The sequence below is a fragment of the Kitasatospora sp. NEAU-69 genome, from assembly GCF_057158765.1.
Genome location: NZ_JBWXUE010000002.1, coordinates 54,640 through 71,149, shown reverse-complemented (window position 1 = coordinate 71,149; position 16,510 = coordinate 54,640). Strand labels below are relative to the sequence as shown.

At 74.1% G+C, this 16,510-nt stretch carries 9 protein-coding genes and 3 tRNA genes; 10 read left to right on the top strand and 2 right to left on the bottom strand.

Going from position 1 to position 16,510, the window contains the following annotated elements:
• Positions 1-18: 18 nt before the first annotated feature.
• Complete coding sequence (locus AC060L_RS02400) at positions 19-1,395, top strand: FAD-binding oxidoreductase (protein WP_483796691.1); 1,377 nt, start codon at positions 19-21, stop codon at positions 1,393-1,395.
• Between the two features lie 354 nt (positions 1,396-1,749).
• A complete protein-coding gene (locus tag AC060L_RS02395) occupies positions 1,750-2,055 on the top strand; it encodes a hypothetical protein (RefSeq protein WP_483796690.1) in 306 nt (101 codons plus the stop codon).
• A gap of 100 nt (positions 2,056-2,155) precedes the next feature.
• On the opposite strand, the gene AC060L_RS02390 is transcribed toward AC060L_RS02395, so the two are convergent.
• Positions 2,156-3,139, bottom strand: coding sequence for an EamA family transporter (locus AC060L_RS02390; RefSeq protein WP_483796689.1), 984 nt, complete (start codon positions 3,137-3,139; stop codon positions 2,156-2,158).
• A gap of 169 nt (positions 3,140-3,308) precedes the next feature.
• Between AC060L_RS02390 and AC060L_RS02385 the strand changes: the two genes are divergently transcribed.
• Both AC060L_RS02385 and AC060L_RS02380 read left to right on the top strand, forming a co-directional pair.
• On the top strand, positions 3,309-4,235 hold the full coding sequence (locus tag AC060L_RS02385; protein ID WP_483796688.1) for a glycoside hydrolase domain-containing protein: 927 nt from the start codon (positions 3,309-3,311) through the stop codon (positions 4,233-4,235).
• A 156-nt stretch (positions 4,236-4,391) separates the two neighbouring features.
• A complete protein-coding gene (locus AC060L_RS02380) occupies positions 4,392-6,068 on the top strand; it encodes a long-chain fatty acid--CoA ligase (protein ID WP_483796687.1) in 1,677 nt (558 codons plus the stop codon).
• 50 nt (positions 6,069-6,118) lie between these two features.
• Here the strand turns inward: AC060L_RS02380 and AC060L_RS02375 are convergent, their stop codons facing one another.
• A complete protein-coding gene (locus tag AC060L_RS02375; protein WP_483796686.1) occupies positions 6,119-9,787 on the bottom strand; it encodes a PAS domain-containing protein in 3,669 nt (1,222 codons plus the stop codon).
• A gap of 219 nt (positions 9,788-10,006) precedes the next feature.
• On the opposite strand from AC060L_RS02375, the gene AC060L_RS02370 reads away from it, so the two are divergent.
• From AC060L_RS02370 to AC060L_RS02345, 6 genes are all read left to right on the top strand, one after another.
• Positions 10,007-10,097 (top strand) — tRNA-Ser (locus tag AC060L_RS02370).
• A 220-nt stretch (positions 10,098-10,317) separates the two neighbouring features.
• Positions 10,318-10,390 (top strand) — tRNA-Arg (locus AC060L_RS02365).
• 121 nt (positions 10,391-10,511) lie between these two features.
• Positions 10,512-10,587 (top strand) — tRNA-Arg (locus AC060L_RS02360).
• Positions 10,588-10,781: 194 nt separating this feature from the next.
• Entirely contained in the window at positions 10,782-13,805 is a 3,024-nt protein-coding gene (locus AC060L_RS02355) for an Ig-like domain-containing protein (RefSeq protein ID WP_483796684.1), read from the top strand.
• A 271-nt stretch (positions 13,806-14,076) separates the two neighbouring features.
• Positions 14,077-15,348, top strand: a complete 1,272-nt coding sequence (locus AC060L_RS02350) for an SPFH domain-containing protein (RefSeq protein WP_483796682.1) — start codon at positions 14,077-14,079, stop codon at positions 15,346-15,348.
• Positions 15,345-16,439: a C40 family peptidase gene (locus AC060L_RS02345; protein ID WP_483796680.1), complete on the top strand. Its 1,095-nt coding sequence runs from the start codon at positions 15,345-15,347 to the stop codon at positions 16,437-16,439. Before AC060L_RS02350 ends, AC060L_RS02345 begins: the two co-directional genes overlap by 4 nt.
• Positions 16,440-16,510: the final 71 nt, after the last annotated feature.

Sequence of the window (16,510 nt, the reverse complement as noted above, 5' to 3'; positions counted from 1 at the left end):
CGAGCGAGAGGGGTCGCGGTGAGCGTGGCAGTGAACGAGCTGACGAAGCGCCTGCTGGAGGGGCTGCCCGAGTCGGCGGTGGTGTCGGACCCGGACGTGACGGCTGCCTATCGGCACGACATGGCCGGGTTCTGCGCTGCCGGGGACCCGGCGGTGGTGGTGTTCCCGTCCTCGGTCGAGCAGGTGCAGCACGTGCTGCGGACCGCGACCGAGTTGCGGATCCCGGTGGTGCCGCAGGGCGCGCGGACCGGGCTGTCCGGCGGGGCGAACGCGGTCGAGGGCGGCATCGTGCTCTCGCTGGTGAAGATGGACCGGATCCTGGAGCTGGACCCGGCCAACCGGATCGCGGTGGTCGAGCCGGGGGTGGTCAACGCGACGCTCTCCCGGGCGGCGGAGCAGCAAGGGCTCTCCTACCCGCCGGACCCGTCCAGCTGGGAGTCCTGCACGATCGGCGGCAACATCGGCACCGGCGCGGGCGGCCTGTGCTGCGTGAAGTACGGCGTGACCAGCGAGTACGTGCTGGGCCTGGACGTGGTGCTGGCCGACGGGCGGCTGCTGCGCACCGGCCGCCGCACCGCGAAGGGGGTGGCCGGCTACGACCTGACCCGGCTCTTCGTCGGCTCCGAGGGCACGCTGGGCGTGGTGGTCGGTGCGGTGCTGGCGCTGCGCCCGGCGCCCGCGCCGCAGCTGGCCCTGGCGGCCGAGTTCCCGAGCACCGACGCGGCCTGCGCGGCGGTCAACGCGGTGATCGGCGCCGGCTTCACGCCCTCGCTGATGGAGCTGATGGACACCGTGATGATCCGGGCGGTCAACCGGCTGGCGAACATGGGCCTGCCGGAGACGACCCGGGCGCTGCTCATGGTGGCGTTCGACGGGCCGCGCCAGCGCGAGGAGCTGGCCGCCGTGGCGGAGCTCTGCCGGGCGGCCGGGGCCACCGAGGTGGTGCCGGCCGAGGACCAGGCCGAGTCGGAGCTGCTGCTGCAGGCCCGCCGGCTCGCGCTGACCGCGATGGACGCGCTGGGCACCACGATGGTGGACGACGTCGCGGTGCCGCGCTCCCGGATGGCCGAGATGCTGACCGGGGTGGCCGGGATCGGCGAGCGCTGCGGCCTGACCATCGGTGTCTGCTGCCACGCGGGCGACGGCAACACCCACCCGATCGTCGTCTTCGACGCGGCCGATCCGGACCAGGTGGCCAGGGCCGAGGAATCCTTCGAGGAGATCATGGCGCTGGGCCTGCGGCTCGGCGGCACGATCACCGGCGAGCACGGGGTCGGACTGCTCAAGCGCGACTGGCTGGCCCGGGAATTGGGGCCGGTAGGACTGGAGCTGCAAAAGCAGATGAAAGGATTGTTTGACCCTCTGGGAATCCTCAATCCGGGCAAGCTGTTCTAAGCCATTCCGGACCGGAATCGCGCTGCCGACATGGCGGTGGCCGGGGTGGCGCGGTGGGGTGGCGCGGGGCTCGTTCGTGCCAGTTCCAACCGGCTCCGGCGGTACTGACTGGCCGAAGACGATCCACTGTTATCGGCATTCCCGGGCCCCGGGTTTAGCCCCCGGGCGTCACGCGATCGAGGGAAAAGGCTGGGTGGGTCTGGTTTTTTATCCGCCGGGTGCGGAATCTTGATCTCGGCGTCGCAGCCCGCAGGGGTTCGTCTGGCCGCGAACTCCCGCATCGCATAATCGACTTCGGGTTATCTGGAGGATTCCATGGCTCGCTTCCGCACTCCCCTGGTTCGGCGTGGCCGCATGGTGGCCGTCCTTGCCGTCGCACCGCTCGCCGCAGGGCTGCTGCTGGCCGGCGCCGGTGCTGCCTTCGCCGACAACGGCGCCGGGGCCGGTGACGGTTCGAACAGCAGCGTCGTCTCCAACGTCGGCACCGGCAACATCTTCGGGACGGTCGACGGCAACAGCAACTTCACCCAGCAGACGGCCACCGGCGCCGGTGCCTCCAACCAGAACAACACGCTCGGCGTGAAGGACAACTCCGGCTTCGTCTGGACCGACCAGTCCGACAAGGACGTGCACATCGTCTTCTCGCCGATCGGCGGCTAGCGGCGCCGCAACTCCGGTGTCCGATGGGCGGTGTCGGTGACGGCACCGCCCATCGGGCTTTCTTCCCAGCGCCTCTGACGCATCATCAGGATGGGGGTGTTCAGGACTTCCTGCCGGTCAGCGTGGCCGCCGCGCTCGCGGCCACCACGCAGGCGATACCGCAGAGTTCGGCCCAGTCCAGCAGCTGGCCGAGCACCAGCAGTCCGACCAGCGCGCCGACCGCCGGTTCCAGGCTCAGGATGATGCTGAACACCCGCTCGGGCAGCCGTCGCAGGGCCGTCATCTCCAGCGACCACGGTGCGATCGGGATCAGCAGCGCCACACCGGCCACCGCGAGCAGCGGCAGCCAGGGCCGGGGCGAGGCCGCCAGCCCGTGCCAGGCCTGCGCCAGGCCGAACGGAGCGAGCACGACGGTGCCGACCGTGATCGAGACGGCGATCCCCTGGAGGCCCGGGAAGACGGCGCCGACCCGGTTGGTGAGCAGGATGTACCCGGCGTAGCAGACGGCCGCCGCCGCGCCGTACCCGAGCCCGACCGGGTCCAGCCCGCCGTGTCCGCCACCGTGCCCGCCGGTGGGGCTGCCACCGTGGCCGCCGACCAGGGTCAGCAGCGCGACCCCGCCGGCCGCGAGCAGCGCCCAGACGAGGTGACTGGGCCGGCGGGCCAGCACCAGCGCCACCGCGAGCGGGCCGAGGAACTCGATGGTCGCCGCCGTGCCGAGCGGCAGCCGCGAGGTCGCCAGCGCGAAGAGCAGCGTCATGCCGGCGGACGTGGTGCCCAGCAGCACGGCGGCGCCCAGGTCCCGGCGGCTGCGGCCGCGCAGCCGGGGGCGGGTGGCCAGCAGCATGATCACCGCAGCCGAGGCCAGCCGCAGGAACGAGGTGCCGAGCACGCCGAGGGTGTGGAAGAGCGAGGTCGCCAGCGCGAGGCCGGTCTGGACGGAGAGCATCGACAGCACGCAGAGCAGTGGCGCCGGCGTGCGGTCCAGCAGGCCGGCGCGCGGGGCGGGGCCGGCCGGACCAGGGGCGGGGGTGGCGGCGGGGGCGGCCGGCGTGACCTGCTCGCAGCGATCGGCGGTGGGCATGGCGTGAGTCTGACGTCAGTAGCACAGGGCTGGCAAGCTACTTACGGCTGCCGATGTGGGGGCTCGCCGGCCCGCTCGGGGCCGCCGGACGGGTGAGTTCCGGGCCGCCGTCCGGCGCGTCGGCCGTGTGTTCGGCCGACCGGCCGTCGGCCGAGCTCAGGATCGGAGGATGGTCCGCTACCTTCGCTCGGCAACGTTCATGACTGCCGCCCTGGTCCTGCTGCTGGCCACCGACGGCACCGCCGCCCAAGCCGGTGACCTGCCCGGCGACCTGACCGGCCGGCCCGGCACCGGCACCACCCGTCACCCGGCAGCGGCCGCACCGCGACCGCGGGCGGCGACCGTGCTGGCCGACCCCGGCCGGGCCCGGCTCGCCGCCGTCCCGCAGACCGTCTTCGCCGGCAGCGGCTTCGACGCGTGCAGCGCCCCGCCGCTGGACGCCCTGCGCGCCTGGCGCGGCGCCTCGCCGTACGGCGCGGTCGGCATCTACACCAGCGGCCGTCAGCGCGCCTGCACCCAGCCGCTGCTCACCGCGGACTGGGTGCGCCAGGCCCGCGCGCTCGGCTGGCGGTTCGTGCCGACCCACGTCGGCCGCCAGGCCCCGTGCATGGACAACCCGAGCAAGCCGGAGCGGATCGACCCCGCGAACGCCGTCCAGCAGGGCGCCGAGGAGGCCGCCGAGGCCGTCCAGGGCGCGCAGGCGGTGGGCCTGGGCCCGGGCAGCCCGGTCTACCTCGACATGGAGAACTACCAGACCGGTGACCCGGACTGCTCCAAGGCCGTGGTCGACTTCACACTCGGCTGGACCCAGGGCCTGCACAGCGCCGGTTACTGGTCCGGCTTCTACTCCGGCATCAGCTCCGGGATCCAGGACCTGGTCGCGGCCACCCGGGACGGCGCCGCCCCGCTGCCGGACGCGATCTGGTACGCCCGCTGGGACGGCCGGGCCAGTACCGACGGCGGCGGCCTGCTGCCCGCCGACCTGTGGGCCGCCCATCAGCGCGACCACCAGTACCTCGGCGAGGTCAAGGAGACGTACGGCGGCGTCCAGCTGACCATCGACGACGACCAGCTGGACACCCTGGTCGCGCGCTGACCGTCCCGGCGCTGAGCTGCTCGTCTCATTCGCCGTGGCGCTGCTGACATCGGGCGCGGTCGGCGACAGAATCGCATCGGGCCATCCCACTACCGGTCGGTAACGCACCGGAGGCGGCGGCCCGGCAGGCAGCTCAGCCCGGTCAAGGAGGCCCGCGTGTTCAGCACGATGCAGGACGTACCACTCACCGTCGCCCGGATCCTGGAGCACGGGTCCACCGTCCACAGCCGCGCCACCGTGACCAGCTGGACCGCGGCCGGCCCCTCGGTGCGCACCTTCGCCGAGATCGGCGCCCGCGCCGCCCAGCTCGCCTACGCGCTGCGCGACGAGCTGGACGTCACCGCCGACAGTGTGGTCGGCACCTTGATGTGGAACGACGGTGACCACCTGGAGTCCTACCTGGCCGTGCCGGCCATGGGTTCGGTGCTGCACACCCTCAACCTGCGGCTGCCTCCGGCCCAGTTGGCGTTCATCATCAACCACGCCGCCGACCAGGTGATCATCGTCAGCGGCAGCGTGCTCCCGCTGCTGGCCGGCGTGCTGCCCCAACTCGCGCCCACGCTGCGGCACATCGTGGTCAGTGGCCCGGGCGACCGCTCGCTGCTCGCCGGCTTCGCCGGAACCGTGCACGACTACGAGGAGTTGATCGCCGGCCGCCCGGCCGACTACCCGTGGCAGAGCGAGATCGACGAGCGCAGCCCGGCGATGATCTGCTACACCTCCGGCACCACCGGCGACCCCAAGGGCGTTGTCTACAGCCACCGTTCGATATACCTGCACTGCCTCCAGGTGAACTCCGCGGCCACCTTCGGGCTCACCCCGCGGGACACAGTGCTGACCGTGGTGCCGATGTTCCACGTCGGCGCCTGGGGCGTGCCGCACGCCGCGTTCATGTCCGGCGCCAGTCTGCTGATGCCGGACCGGTTCCTGCAGCCGCAGCCGCTGGCGGAGATGATCGACCGGATCCGCCCCACCCTCAGCGCCGCCGTGCCGACCATCTGGAGCGGCCTGCTGGACGAGCTCGACCACCCCACCGGTCGCGAAACCCCCTATGACACCTCGTCGTTGCGCATGGTGGTGATCGGCGGTTCGGCCTGTCCGCCGGCCCTGATGCGCGGTTTCGAGGAGCGGCACGGCATCCGGCTGGTGCACGCGTGGGGCATGACCGAGACCTCCCCGCTCGGTACCTTCGCGCTGCCGCCGGCCGGCCTGGCACCGGACGAGGAGTGGCGCTACCGGCTCACCCAGGGCGTCTTCCCGGCCTCGGTGGAGGCCCGGCTGAGCGGCCCCGGCGGCGAGCGGATGCCGCACGACGGCGTCTCGGCAGGCGAGTTGGAGGTGCGCGGCCCGTGGATCGCGGGTGCCTACTACGGCGGCGCCGGCCAGGAGCCGCAGCGCCCCGAGGACAAGTTCACCGAGGACGGCTGGCTGCGCACCGGCGACGTCGGCACCATCACCCCGGACGGCTTCCTCACGCTCACGGACCGGGCCAAGGACGTCATCAAGTCCGGTGGGGAGTGGATCAGTTCGGTTGAGCTGGAGAACCACCTGATGGCCCATCCGGAGGTCGCCGAGGCCGCCGTGGTCGCCGTCCCCGACGACCGGTGGGGCGAGCGGCCGCTGGCCGCTGTGGTGCTGCGCCCGGGCGCCGGTGTCGAACTGCCCGCGCTGCGCGCGTTCCTGGCCGAACGGATCGCGTCCTGGCAGCTGCCGGAGCGCTGGGCGCTGGTCGAGGCGGTGCCGAAGACCTCGGTCGGCAAGTTCGACAAGAAGGTGATCCGCGCGCAGTACGCCGCGGACGAGCTGACCGTCACCGTGCTCGGCAAGGAGTAAGCGGGGCCCGGCGCGGCGGCAGCACGCCGCCGCGCCGGCTCAGGTCACTGCTACCCGACAGCTCCGACCTCGCCGAGTGCGCCGATCCGGCCGAGCAGGTCCACGATCCGCGACTGCACGTCCGCACTGGTCGAACGCTCGGCGAGGAAGAGCACCGTCTCGCCGGTGCGCAGCCGCGGCAGCTCCGCCGGGTCGAGGTCCACCGAGGTGTAGACGACCAGCGGAGTGCGGTGCAGCCGGTCGTTGGCGCGCAGCCAGTCCAGCAGGCCGAGCCGGCGGCGGCGGATCTGCAACAGGTCCATCACCACCAGGTTCGGCTGCACACTGCTCGCCTTGGAGACGGCGTCGTTCTCCGAGACGGCGTGCTCGACGTGCATGCCGCGCCGCTCCAGGCTGCTGGTCAGCGCGGCGGCGATGTCGGGGTCGGACTCCACCAGCAGCACCCGGGCGGCGTGGTTCTCGCTGTCCCGGGGGGCCAGTGCGCGCAGCAGCACGGCCGGGTCGGCGCCGTACGCGGCGTCCCTGGTGGCCTGCCCGAGACCGGCCGTGACCAGCACCGGGACCCGGCTGTTGAGCGCGGCGGTGCGCAGCGACTGCAGCGCGGTCCGGGTGATCGGCCCGGTCAGCGGATCGACGAAGAGCGCCGCCGGGAAGGCCGCGACCTGGGCGTCCACCTCCTCGCGGGAGCGCACTATCACCGGGCGGTAGCCGCGCTCCTGCAGTGCCTGCTTGGTGGACGGATCCGGCTCCGGCCAGACCAGCAGCCGGCGCGGCCCGCCATCGACGGTGGGCGTGACCATGGTCGGGTAGTCGGGGTACTCGGGGACCCGCGGTGCGGCGTCGGGACCGGCCGGGTCGTCCTCGCCCGAGAGCTGTGGCAGCCCGGGGTCGGTCTCCGGTCCGGCGCCGATGACGCCCGGGGCCGACGGAGCGGGGGCCAGCTCGGCGACCGGCCGCGGCGCGGACCGCTGGTCGGCGGGCGCCTCGGCGGCGGCCAGGGCCGGCGCGCCGGGGTTGCCGGCGAACGCCGCCGGGAACGCGCTCGCGAAGCCGGACGGCCGTGGCGGGCTCAGCTCGCCCAGCCCGGAGCCCACCGGCACCTGCTGCGGGACGAGCGGCGCGGCCGGTGGCGTGCCCGGCATCGGCGGAGCGGGCATCGGCGGGGCGGCGGGAACCATCGTGGCACCGGGGGAGGCGGCCAGCGCGAGGGCGGCGGACGGGGCGTCGGCCACCGGACCGCCGTCCGGCCGGCCCGGCTCGGCAGCGGCAGCCCTCGCCGGGGCCAGCGCGATCGGGCCGCCGGAGCCGCCTGCGTTCAGGCCGGCCTGGGCCGTGTCCTGGGCAGCGCTGTTCGCCGCATCGCTCGAGGCCGATCGCGGCTCCGCACCTGCGGGGATGCCGAGGCGGCGCCGCCGCCCGGTGGGCTGCTGCTCCGGCAGGCTCGGCGGGCCGACCGTGGGCGGCTCGGCCGGGACGGGCGGCAGCGAGTGCTCCAGTCCGGGGTAGAGCGGGGTGCCGGGGTCCGGGATGCCAGGCAGCGCCAGCGCTGCCTGGGCCTGCGGAGCCTCACCGGGAGCCGGCAGCGCGCGGCGCCGACGGGTCGGCTGCGACTGCTGCGGCTCCTCCTCGGCCGGGGTGGCCCCGGCGCTGCTGCCCGGACCGAGGGCGAACGGTCCGCGCGGAGCCTCGGTCCGCACGGCTGCGCCATCGGCGACGGCCGCCGGGGCGGTCGGCTCGGCCGGGCCCAACGCGATCGGGCCCGCTGCGGTCGGCTCGGTCGGGCCTGCTGCGGTCGAACCCAGCGCGATCGGGCCCGCTGTGGTCGAACCCAGCGCGATCGGCGCGCGCGCCGCGTCCTCGGCCGAGGCCTGAGCCTGGGCGGCGGCCACGCCCTCGTCCGTCGCCGTCGTCTCCTCGGCGCCCGGCTCCGGCAGCACGCCGGGCATGCCCGGCAGGTCCGGGAGCACGGCGGTGTCGGTCTCGCGCGGCACCTGCCGCCCGCCGTCCTGCGCGGCTCGGGCGGCCGCGGCGCGGGCCGCCGCCGGGTCGAGCGGAAGCTCCACCACGTACGTGGTGCCCGCGTGGTGCGGCAGCTCGTGCGGCTGGAGCACCCCGCCGTGCCGCTCCACCAGACCGCGCGCGATCGGCACGTGCACCTTGCTGCCGCCCCGGCCCGGCCCGCGGACCTCGATCCGCGCCACGTCGCCGCGCTGCGCGGCGGCCAGCACCACCATCGGCGCCGGGCCGTCGGCGCCGACCGAGGCGGCCGAGTCGGCGAGCGTCGTGCCGCTCACGTCGGCGACCAGGTAGCCGAGCGCCTGGGCCAGCCGCTCCTGGTCGGCGGTCACCTCGACCGGTGCGGCGTGCACCGAGAAGCGCAGCCGGCCGGGGCCGGTCAGCCGGGTGGCGAACTCCACGGCGCCGGCGATCAGCTTGTCGAGCGTGGTCCGGCTGCGGTCCAGCCCGTCCGCGCCGTCGCGGGCCTCGCGCTCGCGCCCGGCCCGGCTCTCCCGCGGGTCATGGGCGGCCCGAGGGTCGCGCGCCTTGCCCCCGTCGCCCGCCTCGCGCGGGTCGGCGGGCTCGGTGGCCGGGGCGGCGGGCGTGACGGTCGAGGCGGTGGCCGCGGCGGAGGCGCCGCCCGCGTCCGTGCTGCGCTCGTGGCGCTGGTGCGCGAGCACGCCGTCGATCAGCAGTCCGAAGCGCCGGCAGTCGTCGGCGAGCGCGCGCAGCGTCCAGTTGGCCTCCGGCCAGAGCTGGCTCGCCGGGTCGCCGACCAGCGTGTCGATCCGCTGCCGCAGCGCCTCCAGCGCACCGCTGACCTCGGTCTCCAGGACGGCCGTCAGGTGCTCGGCCCGGGCGGTCAGCGCCAGCTCGCGGGTCCGGTCGGTGAACGTCATCACCGCGCCGACCAGCTGGTCGCCGTCCCGGACCGGGGCGGTCGTCAGATCGACGGTGACCGGTCGCCCGTCCTTGCGCCACAGCGTCGCGCCGCGCACCCGGTGCTTGCGGCCCGAGTTGAGCGTGTCGAGCAGCGCGGACTCCTCGGCGGCCAGCGGCGTGCCGTCGGCCCGGGAGTGCTGGACCAGCGGGTGCAGCTCGCGCCCGCCCAGCTCGCTCGCGCGGAAGTCCAGGATGTGCGCGGCCGCCGGGTTGACCAGGACGACCCGGCCCTCCAGGTCGACGCCGAGCACGCCCTCGGCCGCTGCCCGCAGGATCATCTCGGTCTGCTTGTGCTGGCGGCGCAGCTCCGCCTCGACGCCGAGCCGGCTGGAGAGGTCGCGCACCAGCAGGAGCAGCAGGTCGTTGGCGGACGAGGCGCGCGGGCCGCCGTCCCGGTACGGGTCGTACGGCACCAGGGGGGAGAGCGCGTAGCCGCGGCCCTCGCTCGCGTTCTCGTCGGAGAAGTCGTTGCCCGAGACCTCGACCGGGAACGTGGTGCCGTCGGTGCGGCGGGCGGTCATCCGGACCGGCCGGTCGGCCTCGTCCTGGTCGCGCGGGGCCGGGCGCATCGAGCCGGGGATCCGGCTCGGGTCGAAGTCCGGCAGCAGGTCGAGCACGCCCATGCCGACCAGTGAGGTCCCCGGTGTCTGCAGGCTGCGCACCGCCGCGTTGTTGGCATCCACCACCGTGCCGTTGCTGTTCACCAGCAGCAGCGCGTCGGGGAGCGCGTCGAGTATCGCGGCGAGGCGAGCAGCGCCTCGGATCGGCCTGCTGCTCACGTCGACAGGTCTCCTCACGACTTACGACTTCGGCTCCGCGTGTCCGCGATGTGGTTCGCGACCGTGGGCCGGGCTGCTCCGGGGGTTGGAGTATCCCATTGTTTTTGCCGAGAGGACGACCTGCCTAGTAACGTAAGCGGTGGTTGGTGCCGGAGCCCCTGGCTATGGCATCATCACATGCACGCAGAGACCACCGGCGACGGTGAGCTCTGAGTGGATGGAGGCTTCGCCTAGTCCGGTCTATGGCGCCGCACTGCTAATGCGGTTTGGGTCTTAAAGCCCATCGAGGGTTCAAATCCCTCAGCCTCCGCCTCACGAGGGCCCCACCGACTCCGGTCGGTGGGGCCCTCTGGTGTTTCCCCCCTCTGCTGTACCTCCCGCTGCGCGAGGGATCTGTTCCCGCCCGCAGGCGCTCCCCGGGCGGTCCCGCAGGCCCCGCGACCCCTGCCGCATCAATCGATTTCACCCCAGGTCGGCAGTCATGTAATGTTGTCCCCGCACCGCCCAAGAGGTTCACGCCGACAGGGCGAGCGCTCATAGCTCAACGGATAGAGCACTTGACTACGGATCAAGAGGTTGCAGGTTCGAATCCTGCTGAGCGCACCGCGAAGACGAGGCCCCAGGCTCCGGCCGGGGCCTCGTCGCTTGCGAAGTGCGCGGCGGTCCTCCCGATATCGGGTAGGCTGTCCGAGCAGACCGCAGGCCGGTTCCGACCGGCTTGAGGGCGCTCATAGCTCAACGGATAGAGCACTTGACTACGGATCAAGAGGTTGCAGGTTCGAATCCTGCTGAGCGCACCAGCTGAAACGCCGAAGGCCCCTCCCGAGGGGCCTTCGGCGTTTTTCGTGCGCGCTCCCCTTCTTCGTGCGCGCTCTCCCTCTTCGTCGGCGGGGCGGCCGTACGGGTGGTTCCGGCGGGTGCCACCCAGGCGGCTCCCATGGCTGACCGTTAGATCGTGATTCCTTCTTGTCACATCACGTGCACAGGAGGCCTCATGAGCGAGCGGCGCGAGCTCATCATCACGCGGGTGCACGTGCGGCGGCGTGGGCAGCGGCGCCGGGCGGCGGTCGTCGCGGTGGCGCTGGTCGGCGGGCTCGGCCTCGGCTGGCTGCCGACCACCTCCCAGGCGCTGCAGACGCCGGACCGCTGGAGCACCGGGCACCAGGCGGTCCTGCGGTCCGGCCTGACCGTCGGCCTCGACTTCGACGCCTCGCCGGGCATCAGCGCCCGCACCGACACCGGTGCCCTGGCGGGCTCCGACGGACACCGGCAGGCGCCCGCCTTCGCCGACGGCGTCCGGCCCGGCGCGCCGGCCGAGGTGTTCCAGCTCGCTCCGGACCGCCCGCTGGCGGACGGCGCCTGGCGCACCCTCGGCACGCTCCAGCTGAGCTTCTCCCGCCCGGTCCGCAACCCCCGGCTGCACGTCAGCGGGCTGACCGGCGTGGCCAACGGCCCGAGCGGCAGCACCGCGAGCGCCGTCCGACTGGCCGTCACCGGCGGCACCCCCGCCGGGCCCGCGCTCACCGCGCGCTCCCCGTGGAACGGCTGGCGGGTGGCCGGCGGCATGCTCACGCCCGCCGGCCCGGACGGCACTGCCGAGACCGCGGACGCCGCCGCCGACCAGGCCGGCAGCCTCGAACTCGACGGCACCTTCGACACCGCCACCCTGCGCCTGGAGCGCCGCGACACCGCCGCGCCCGGCAGCAGCACCCCGCCGCCCGTGCTGACCCAGGCGTTCACCGTCACCCTGGACGAGGCACTGGGCAGCGCCCCGCAGCGCTACGGCAACGCCTCGCACGTGATCTCCGACCTCTTCCTCGGCGCCGACGCGAGCGGCGCGCAACCCGCCTCCGGCGCGCCGGCGCACCGCGCCACCGGGCTCGAACCCGCGCCGCCGGAGCTCCAGCCCGAGGCCCAGCCCGGCCGCACCGAGCACGTCGGCAACGATCCGACCCTCGACTTCCCGGCCGAGGCGGCGATCGGCGGGTACTACGACGTGACCGTCCCGGTCAGCCCCGGGCAGGCTCCGGCCACCCTGGCCGGCTGGATCGACTTCGCCCGCGACGGCAGCTTCGACGCGGGCGAGCGGGCCCAGGTCGACGTCGCGCCCGGCGCGAGCAGCGCGACGCTGGAGTGGACCGTGCCGCCCGACGTCTCGGCGGGGGACACCTGGGCCCGGCTGCGGCTCGCCCGTGACCCGGCCCAGGTGGTCTCGGCCGACGGCTTCGCCGACTCGGGCGAGGTCGTGGACCAGGCGATCCGGCTGTCGGTGGTCGCCGCCGAGCCCGAGCTGACCAGCCCGGTGAGCGGCGCGCAGGTGGACCAAGGCAGGCCGGAGTTCCGCGGCGACAGCGGCGTTCCGGGCGCGACGGTGGCCGTCCAGGAGGGCTCGGCGACGCTCTGCCAGGCCACCGTCGGTGGTGACGGCGGCTGGTCCTGCCGGCCGTCCTCGCCGCTGGCCCAGGGCCCGCACACCGTGCTGCCCGCCGAGACCACCAGCGGTGGCGTGGTGCTGCGCGGCGCCCCGGTGCGGATCACGGTGGACACCACGCCGCCGCCGGCGCCGGTGCTCACGGTGCCGGAGTACACCAACGACCCCGGGCTGCTGCTGACCGGCACCGGCGGCCCGGGCACCACCGTCTCGGTCACCGACCGGGGCGCGGGTAGCGGCGCGGCGGTGGAGCTCTGTGGGACGACGGTACGGGCGGACCGCTCCTGGTCCTGCCTCCCGGTGGAGGAGCTCGCGGACGGGCCGCACGTGCTCACCGCCTCGGCCGTCGACCCGGCGGGCAACCGGACGTCGGGCAAGCCGGCCACGCTGATCGTGGACACCGTGCCGCCGGGCAAGCCGGTGATCACCTCCCCGGGGCCGGGCGAGGAACTGCACGTCCTGCGCCCGCGCCTGTCCGGCCACGGCGACCCGGGCGTGATGGTCACGGTGGTCGCGGGCGGCGAGGACGGCGCCCTGTGCGGCGCGGTCGCAGCGGTGGACGGCAGCTGGACCTGCCGCGCCTTCCGCGACCTCGGCACCGGCGACCAGCTGCTGACCCCCACCGCCACGGACCGCGCGGGCAACACCACGACGGGCGACCCGGTCCGGGTCCACGTGACGCCGGCTACCGCCACCCCCTCGGCCACCGCCGGTGCTTCGCCTTCGGCTGCTTCCACCGCTTCGCCTTCGGCCATGGCCAGTGCCTCGCCTTCGGCAACTTCCACTGCTTCGCCTTCGGCCACGGCCAGTGCTTCGCCTTCGGCTGCTTCCACCGCTTCGCCTTCGGCCACGGCCAGTGCCTCGCCTTCGGCAACTCCCACCGCCTCGCCTTCGGCTGCCGGCTCTGCTGTGCCGGTGGCTGGCCCTGGCGGTTCCCTCTCTGCTGGTCCTTCGGGCGCCTCCGGGTCTTCCGCCTCTGCTGCCCCCTCCGCTTCACCGGGCAACTTCGGCACTCTGATCACCGTTCCCAGTGCAGTGGCGGCCGGCGCCTCGGCGAGTGTCGGGCGTGGTCCTGTCGATGCTTCGCCGCTGGGCCTGACTGCAGCGGCTCACCCCAGCCCTCCGAAGTCGGCTCCGCCGACTTCCACGGGAGCTTCGGCGACTGCGCTCGCACCTGTCCAGCCGGACCCGCCCGCGCCGCCCGCTCAGTCGTCGTTGCCTGCGGTGTCGGCGGAGCCGGCCTCGTCCGACCTGCCGACTCGGTCGGTCCCGTCCACCCCGTCGGCTCCATCCTCAGCGCCGGTCTCGCCAACCGCGTCGGTTCCGGCGGGTCGGCCCATCCGGGCCACCCCGTCCCCCTCGCCCGCCCGCTCCACCAGCGCCGTCCCCTCCAGCGCGGTGCAGCCGCTGCCGGCCCCGCCTGCGGATCCCGGCCGGATGGCCGAGGTGCAGAGCGTCTCCACGGTCGGTCAGCCCGCCACCGACTCCTGGCGGGCGGTGTGCTGTGGGGTGCTGCTGGTCCTCACCGGGCTGACGCTGGTCACCCGGCGGCTGCTTGCCCGCGGCTCCGGTACCCGGCGCCGGTGAGTTCCGATCACCTACCCCGCCACCCGCCACCCGCCACCCGCCACCCACTACCCGCCATGTGGGTGCCCCCGGCGGCTCCCCGATCCCGGTCGAGCGGAGTTGTCGCACCGTCAGTGACCTGCGGCATCTCATCCGACGGGAAGTCAGGAAGTTGCCGACACGCCACACCCAAATGTCGCATTTGAAGACTTATGTACTTAGCCTGACTCTCGCACCGCCCGTCAGATCCGGGCCGACAGTTGCGTGACACACCGACCCGGAGGATCCCCGCATGGACGCCCCGCACGACCCCGCTTCGGGCGACCCCGCCCGCCGCCGTACGCTCGCCGGGGCGACCCCGCTGCCCAGGGGCCTGAAGGCGCTGGGCAAGCCACTCCCGAAGGCGCTCCCGGTCACCGCCGCACCCGCTCCCACCCCTGCTCCCACCCCCACCCCCGCCGATCAGCCCACCGAGCGCATCCCGGTGGCCGCGGTCAGGCATCCACAGCCTGTGGATACCCGCTCCGACATCGCCGCCCGCCGCCCGCCCAAGACGGAGGCGGGGCTGCGCGAGCGCCAGGCCATCGCGCTGCCGGGGTGGATCGCGCTGCTCGCGCTCCTGCTCGCGCTGGGCACCGTCGTGCTGGTGCTGACCAGGGTCGGCGTGGTTCCGCGCTTCGCGGACTCGATCCCGGACCTGCGCACCGCCGCCGTCCGGGAGACGAGCGGGCCGGTGCTGGACAACTGGTCGGTGCTCTGCGCGGCGGTCGGTGGGCTGAGCGCCCTGATCGCGCTGTCCGGCCTGCTGGCCAACGCGAGCGGTGAGACCCGGGTGCTGACCCGCTGGGGCCGCTACCAGGGGACGGTGCGCCGGACGGGCCTGGTCTGGGTGAACCCGCTGCTGCGGCGGCAGCGGGTGGACATCCGGCTGCGGCACTGGCGCAGTGAGCCGGTGCAGGTGACCGACCGGACCGGGACGCCGATCGTGGTCCGGCTACTGGCGGTCTGGCGGGTCCGGGACACCGCGCGGGCGGTCTTCGCCGTCGAGGACCACGAGGAGTACCTGCGCGAGCAGATCCACGCCGTGCTGACCAGGACCGCCAGCATCCTGCCCTGCGACAGCAACGCCGGGCCCGGTCCCGCGCTGCGCGACGGCCAGTGGTTCGCCGACGAGCTCAGCCGGGCGCTGGCCGCCGAGGCCGCCCCGGCCGGTCTGGAGGTCTACTCGGTCCAGCCGCTGGCGCTCGACTACGCGCCCGAGGTGGCCGAGTCGATGCGCCGGCGCCGGCTCGCGGACCTCGACGCGGGGCTGCGCACCGTGCTCGTCGACGACGCGGTGGAGGCGGCCGCGCTCGCGGTCCGGCGCCTGGAGCGCGCCACCGCACACGAGTTGGACGAGGCAGCCCGCAGCGCGCTGATGGAGCAGCTGCTGGTGGCCTTTGTCGCTCCGGCCGGCGTGCCGAGCGCGCTGCCGGGCACCGTCCCGGCCCCGGCCGCCCGTCCCGCCGTGAAGGCCGGTGCGGGCAGCGCCAACGGGGCTCGTAAGGAAGGGAATCGAACATGAAGATAGCCGGCGGCCCCGCCCTGATCGGGTTCGACGAGCGCAGCGGTGAGCTGCGTGCGGCAGCGGACTGTGCCTGCCTGCACTGCGCCTCGCTGCAAGCCGGTGAGCGCAGCCGGACGACCGGGCGGGCGGGGCGAATACCCCGGCTGAGCCTGATGGTTCGCGGAACCTGCCTGGCCACCACGGTGCTCGCGGGGGCCGGCGTGATCGGCCTCGGCCTCGCCGCCGGGACGGCCGCCGCCGAGCCGGCGCCGAGCGGCCCGGGGTGGGACGGTTCGCGGTACTGGTTCAGGACCGAGAGCGGTGAGTGGCGCTACACCAGCCACTACGACGTCTATCTGAGCCACACATCCAAGTCGCCCGCGGTTGCCCCCACTCCGGCCGCCACCGGTGATGACGGGATGCGGCAGGGGTGGGACGGTTCGCGCTACTGGTTCAGGAACGAGAGTGGTGAGTGGCGGTACACCAGCCACTACGACGTCTATCTGAGCCGCACCGCCCAGGCTCCGGTTGCCGCGCCCACCCCCGCGCCGGCCGCCGCCGGTGATGACGGGATGCGGCAGGGGTGGGACGGTTCGCGGTACTGGTTCAGGAACGAGAGTGGCGAGTGGCGGTACACCAGCCACTACGACGTCTACCTGAGCCGCACCGCCCAGGCTCCGGTTGCCGGCTCGGGCGCCGGCTCCGCGCCCGCGCCCGCGCCCGCCGCGCAGTCGGGCCAGTCCGCCGGTCTCGAACCCGCGGTCGATTACGCTCTCGCCCAGCTCGGCAAGCCGTACGTCTGGGGTGGCAACGGGCCGGACGGGTACGACTGTTCGGGCCTGGTCCAGCAGGCCTACCAGCGCGCCGGGATCGACCTGCCACGGGTCGCCGACGACCAGTACGCCGCGACCACCCCGATCAGCGCCGGCCAACTGCGCCGCGGCGACCTGATCTTCTGGTCGGACAGCACCCGCGCCTCCGGCATCCACCACGTGGCCATCTACCTGGGTGACAGCCAGTACGTCGAGGCGCCGCGTCCGGGCAGGAACGTCCGGATCGCCACGCTCAACAGCGCGTACTACCCGACCCACCTCGGCCGGCCGGCGTAACGCGAGCGAAGAGCAAAGCGCGTCGGGGGGTCTTTCCAACCCATGGGGAAAACACACAAAACCTCTTCCCC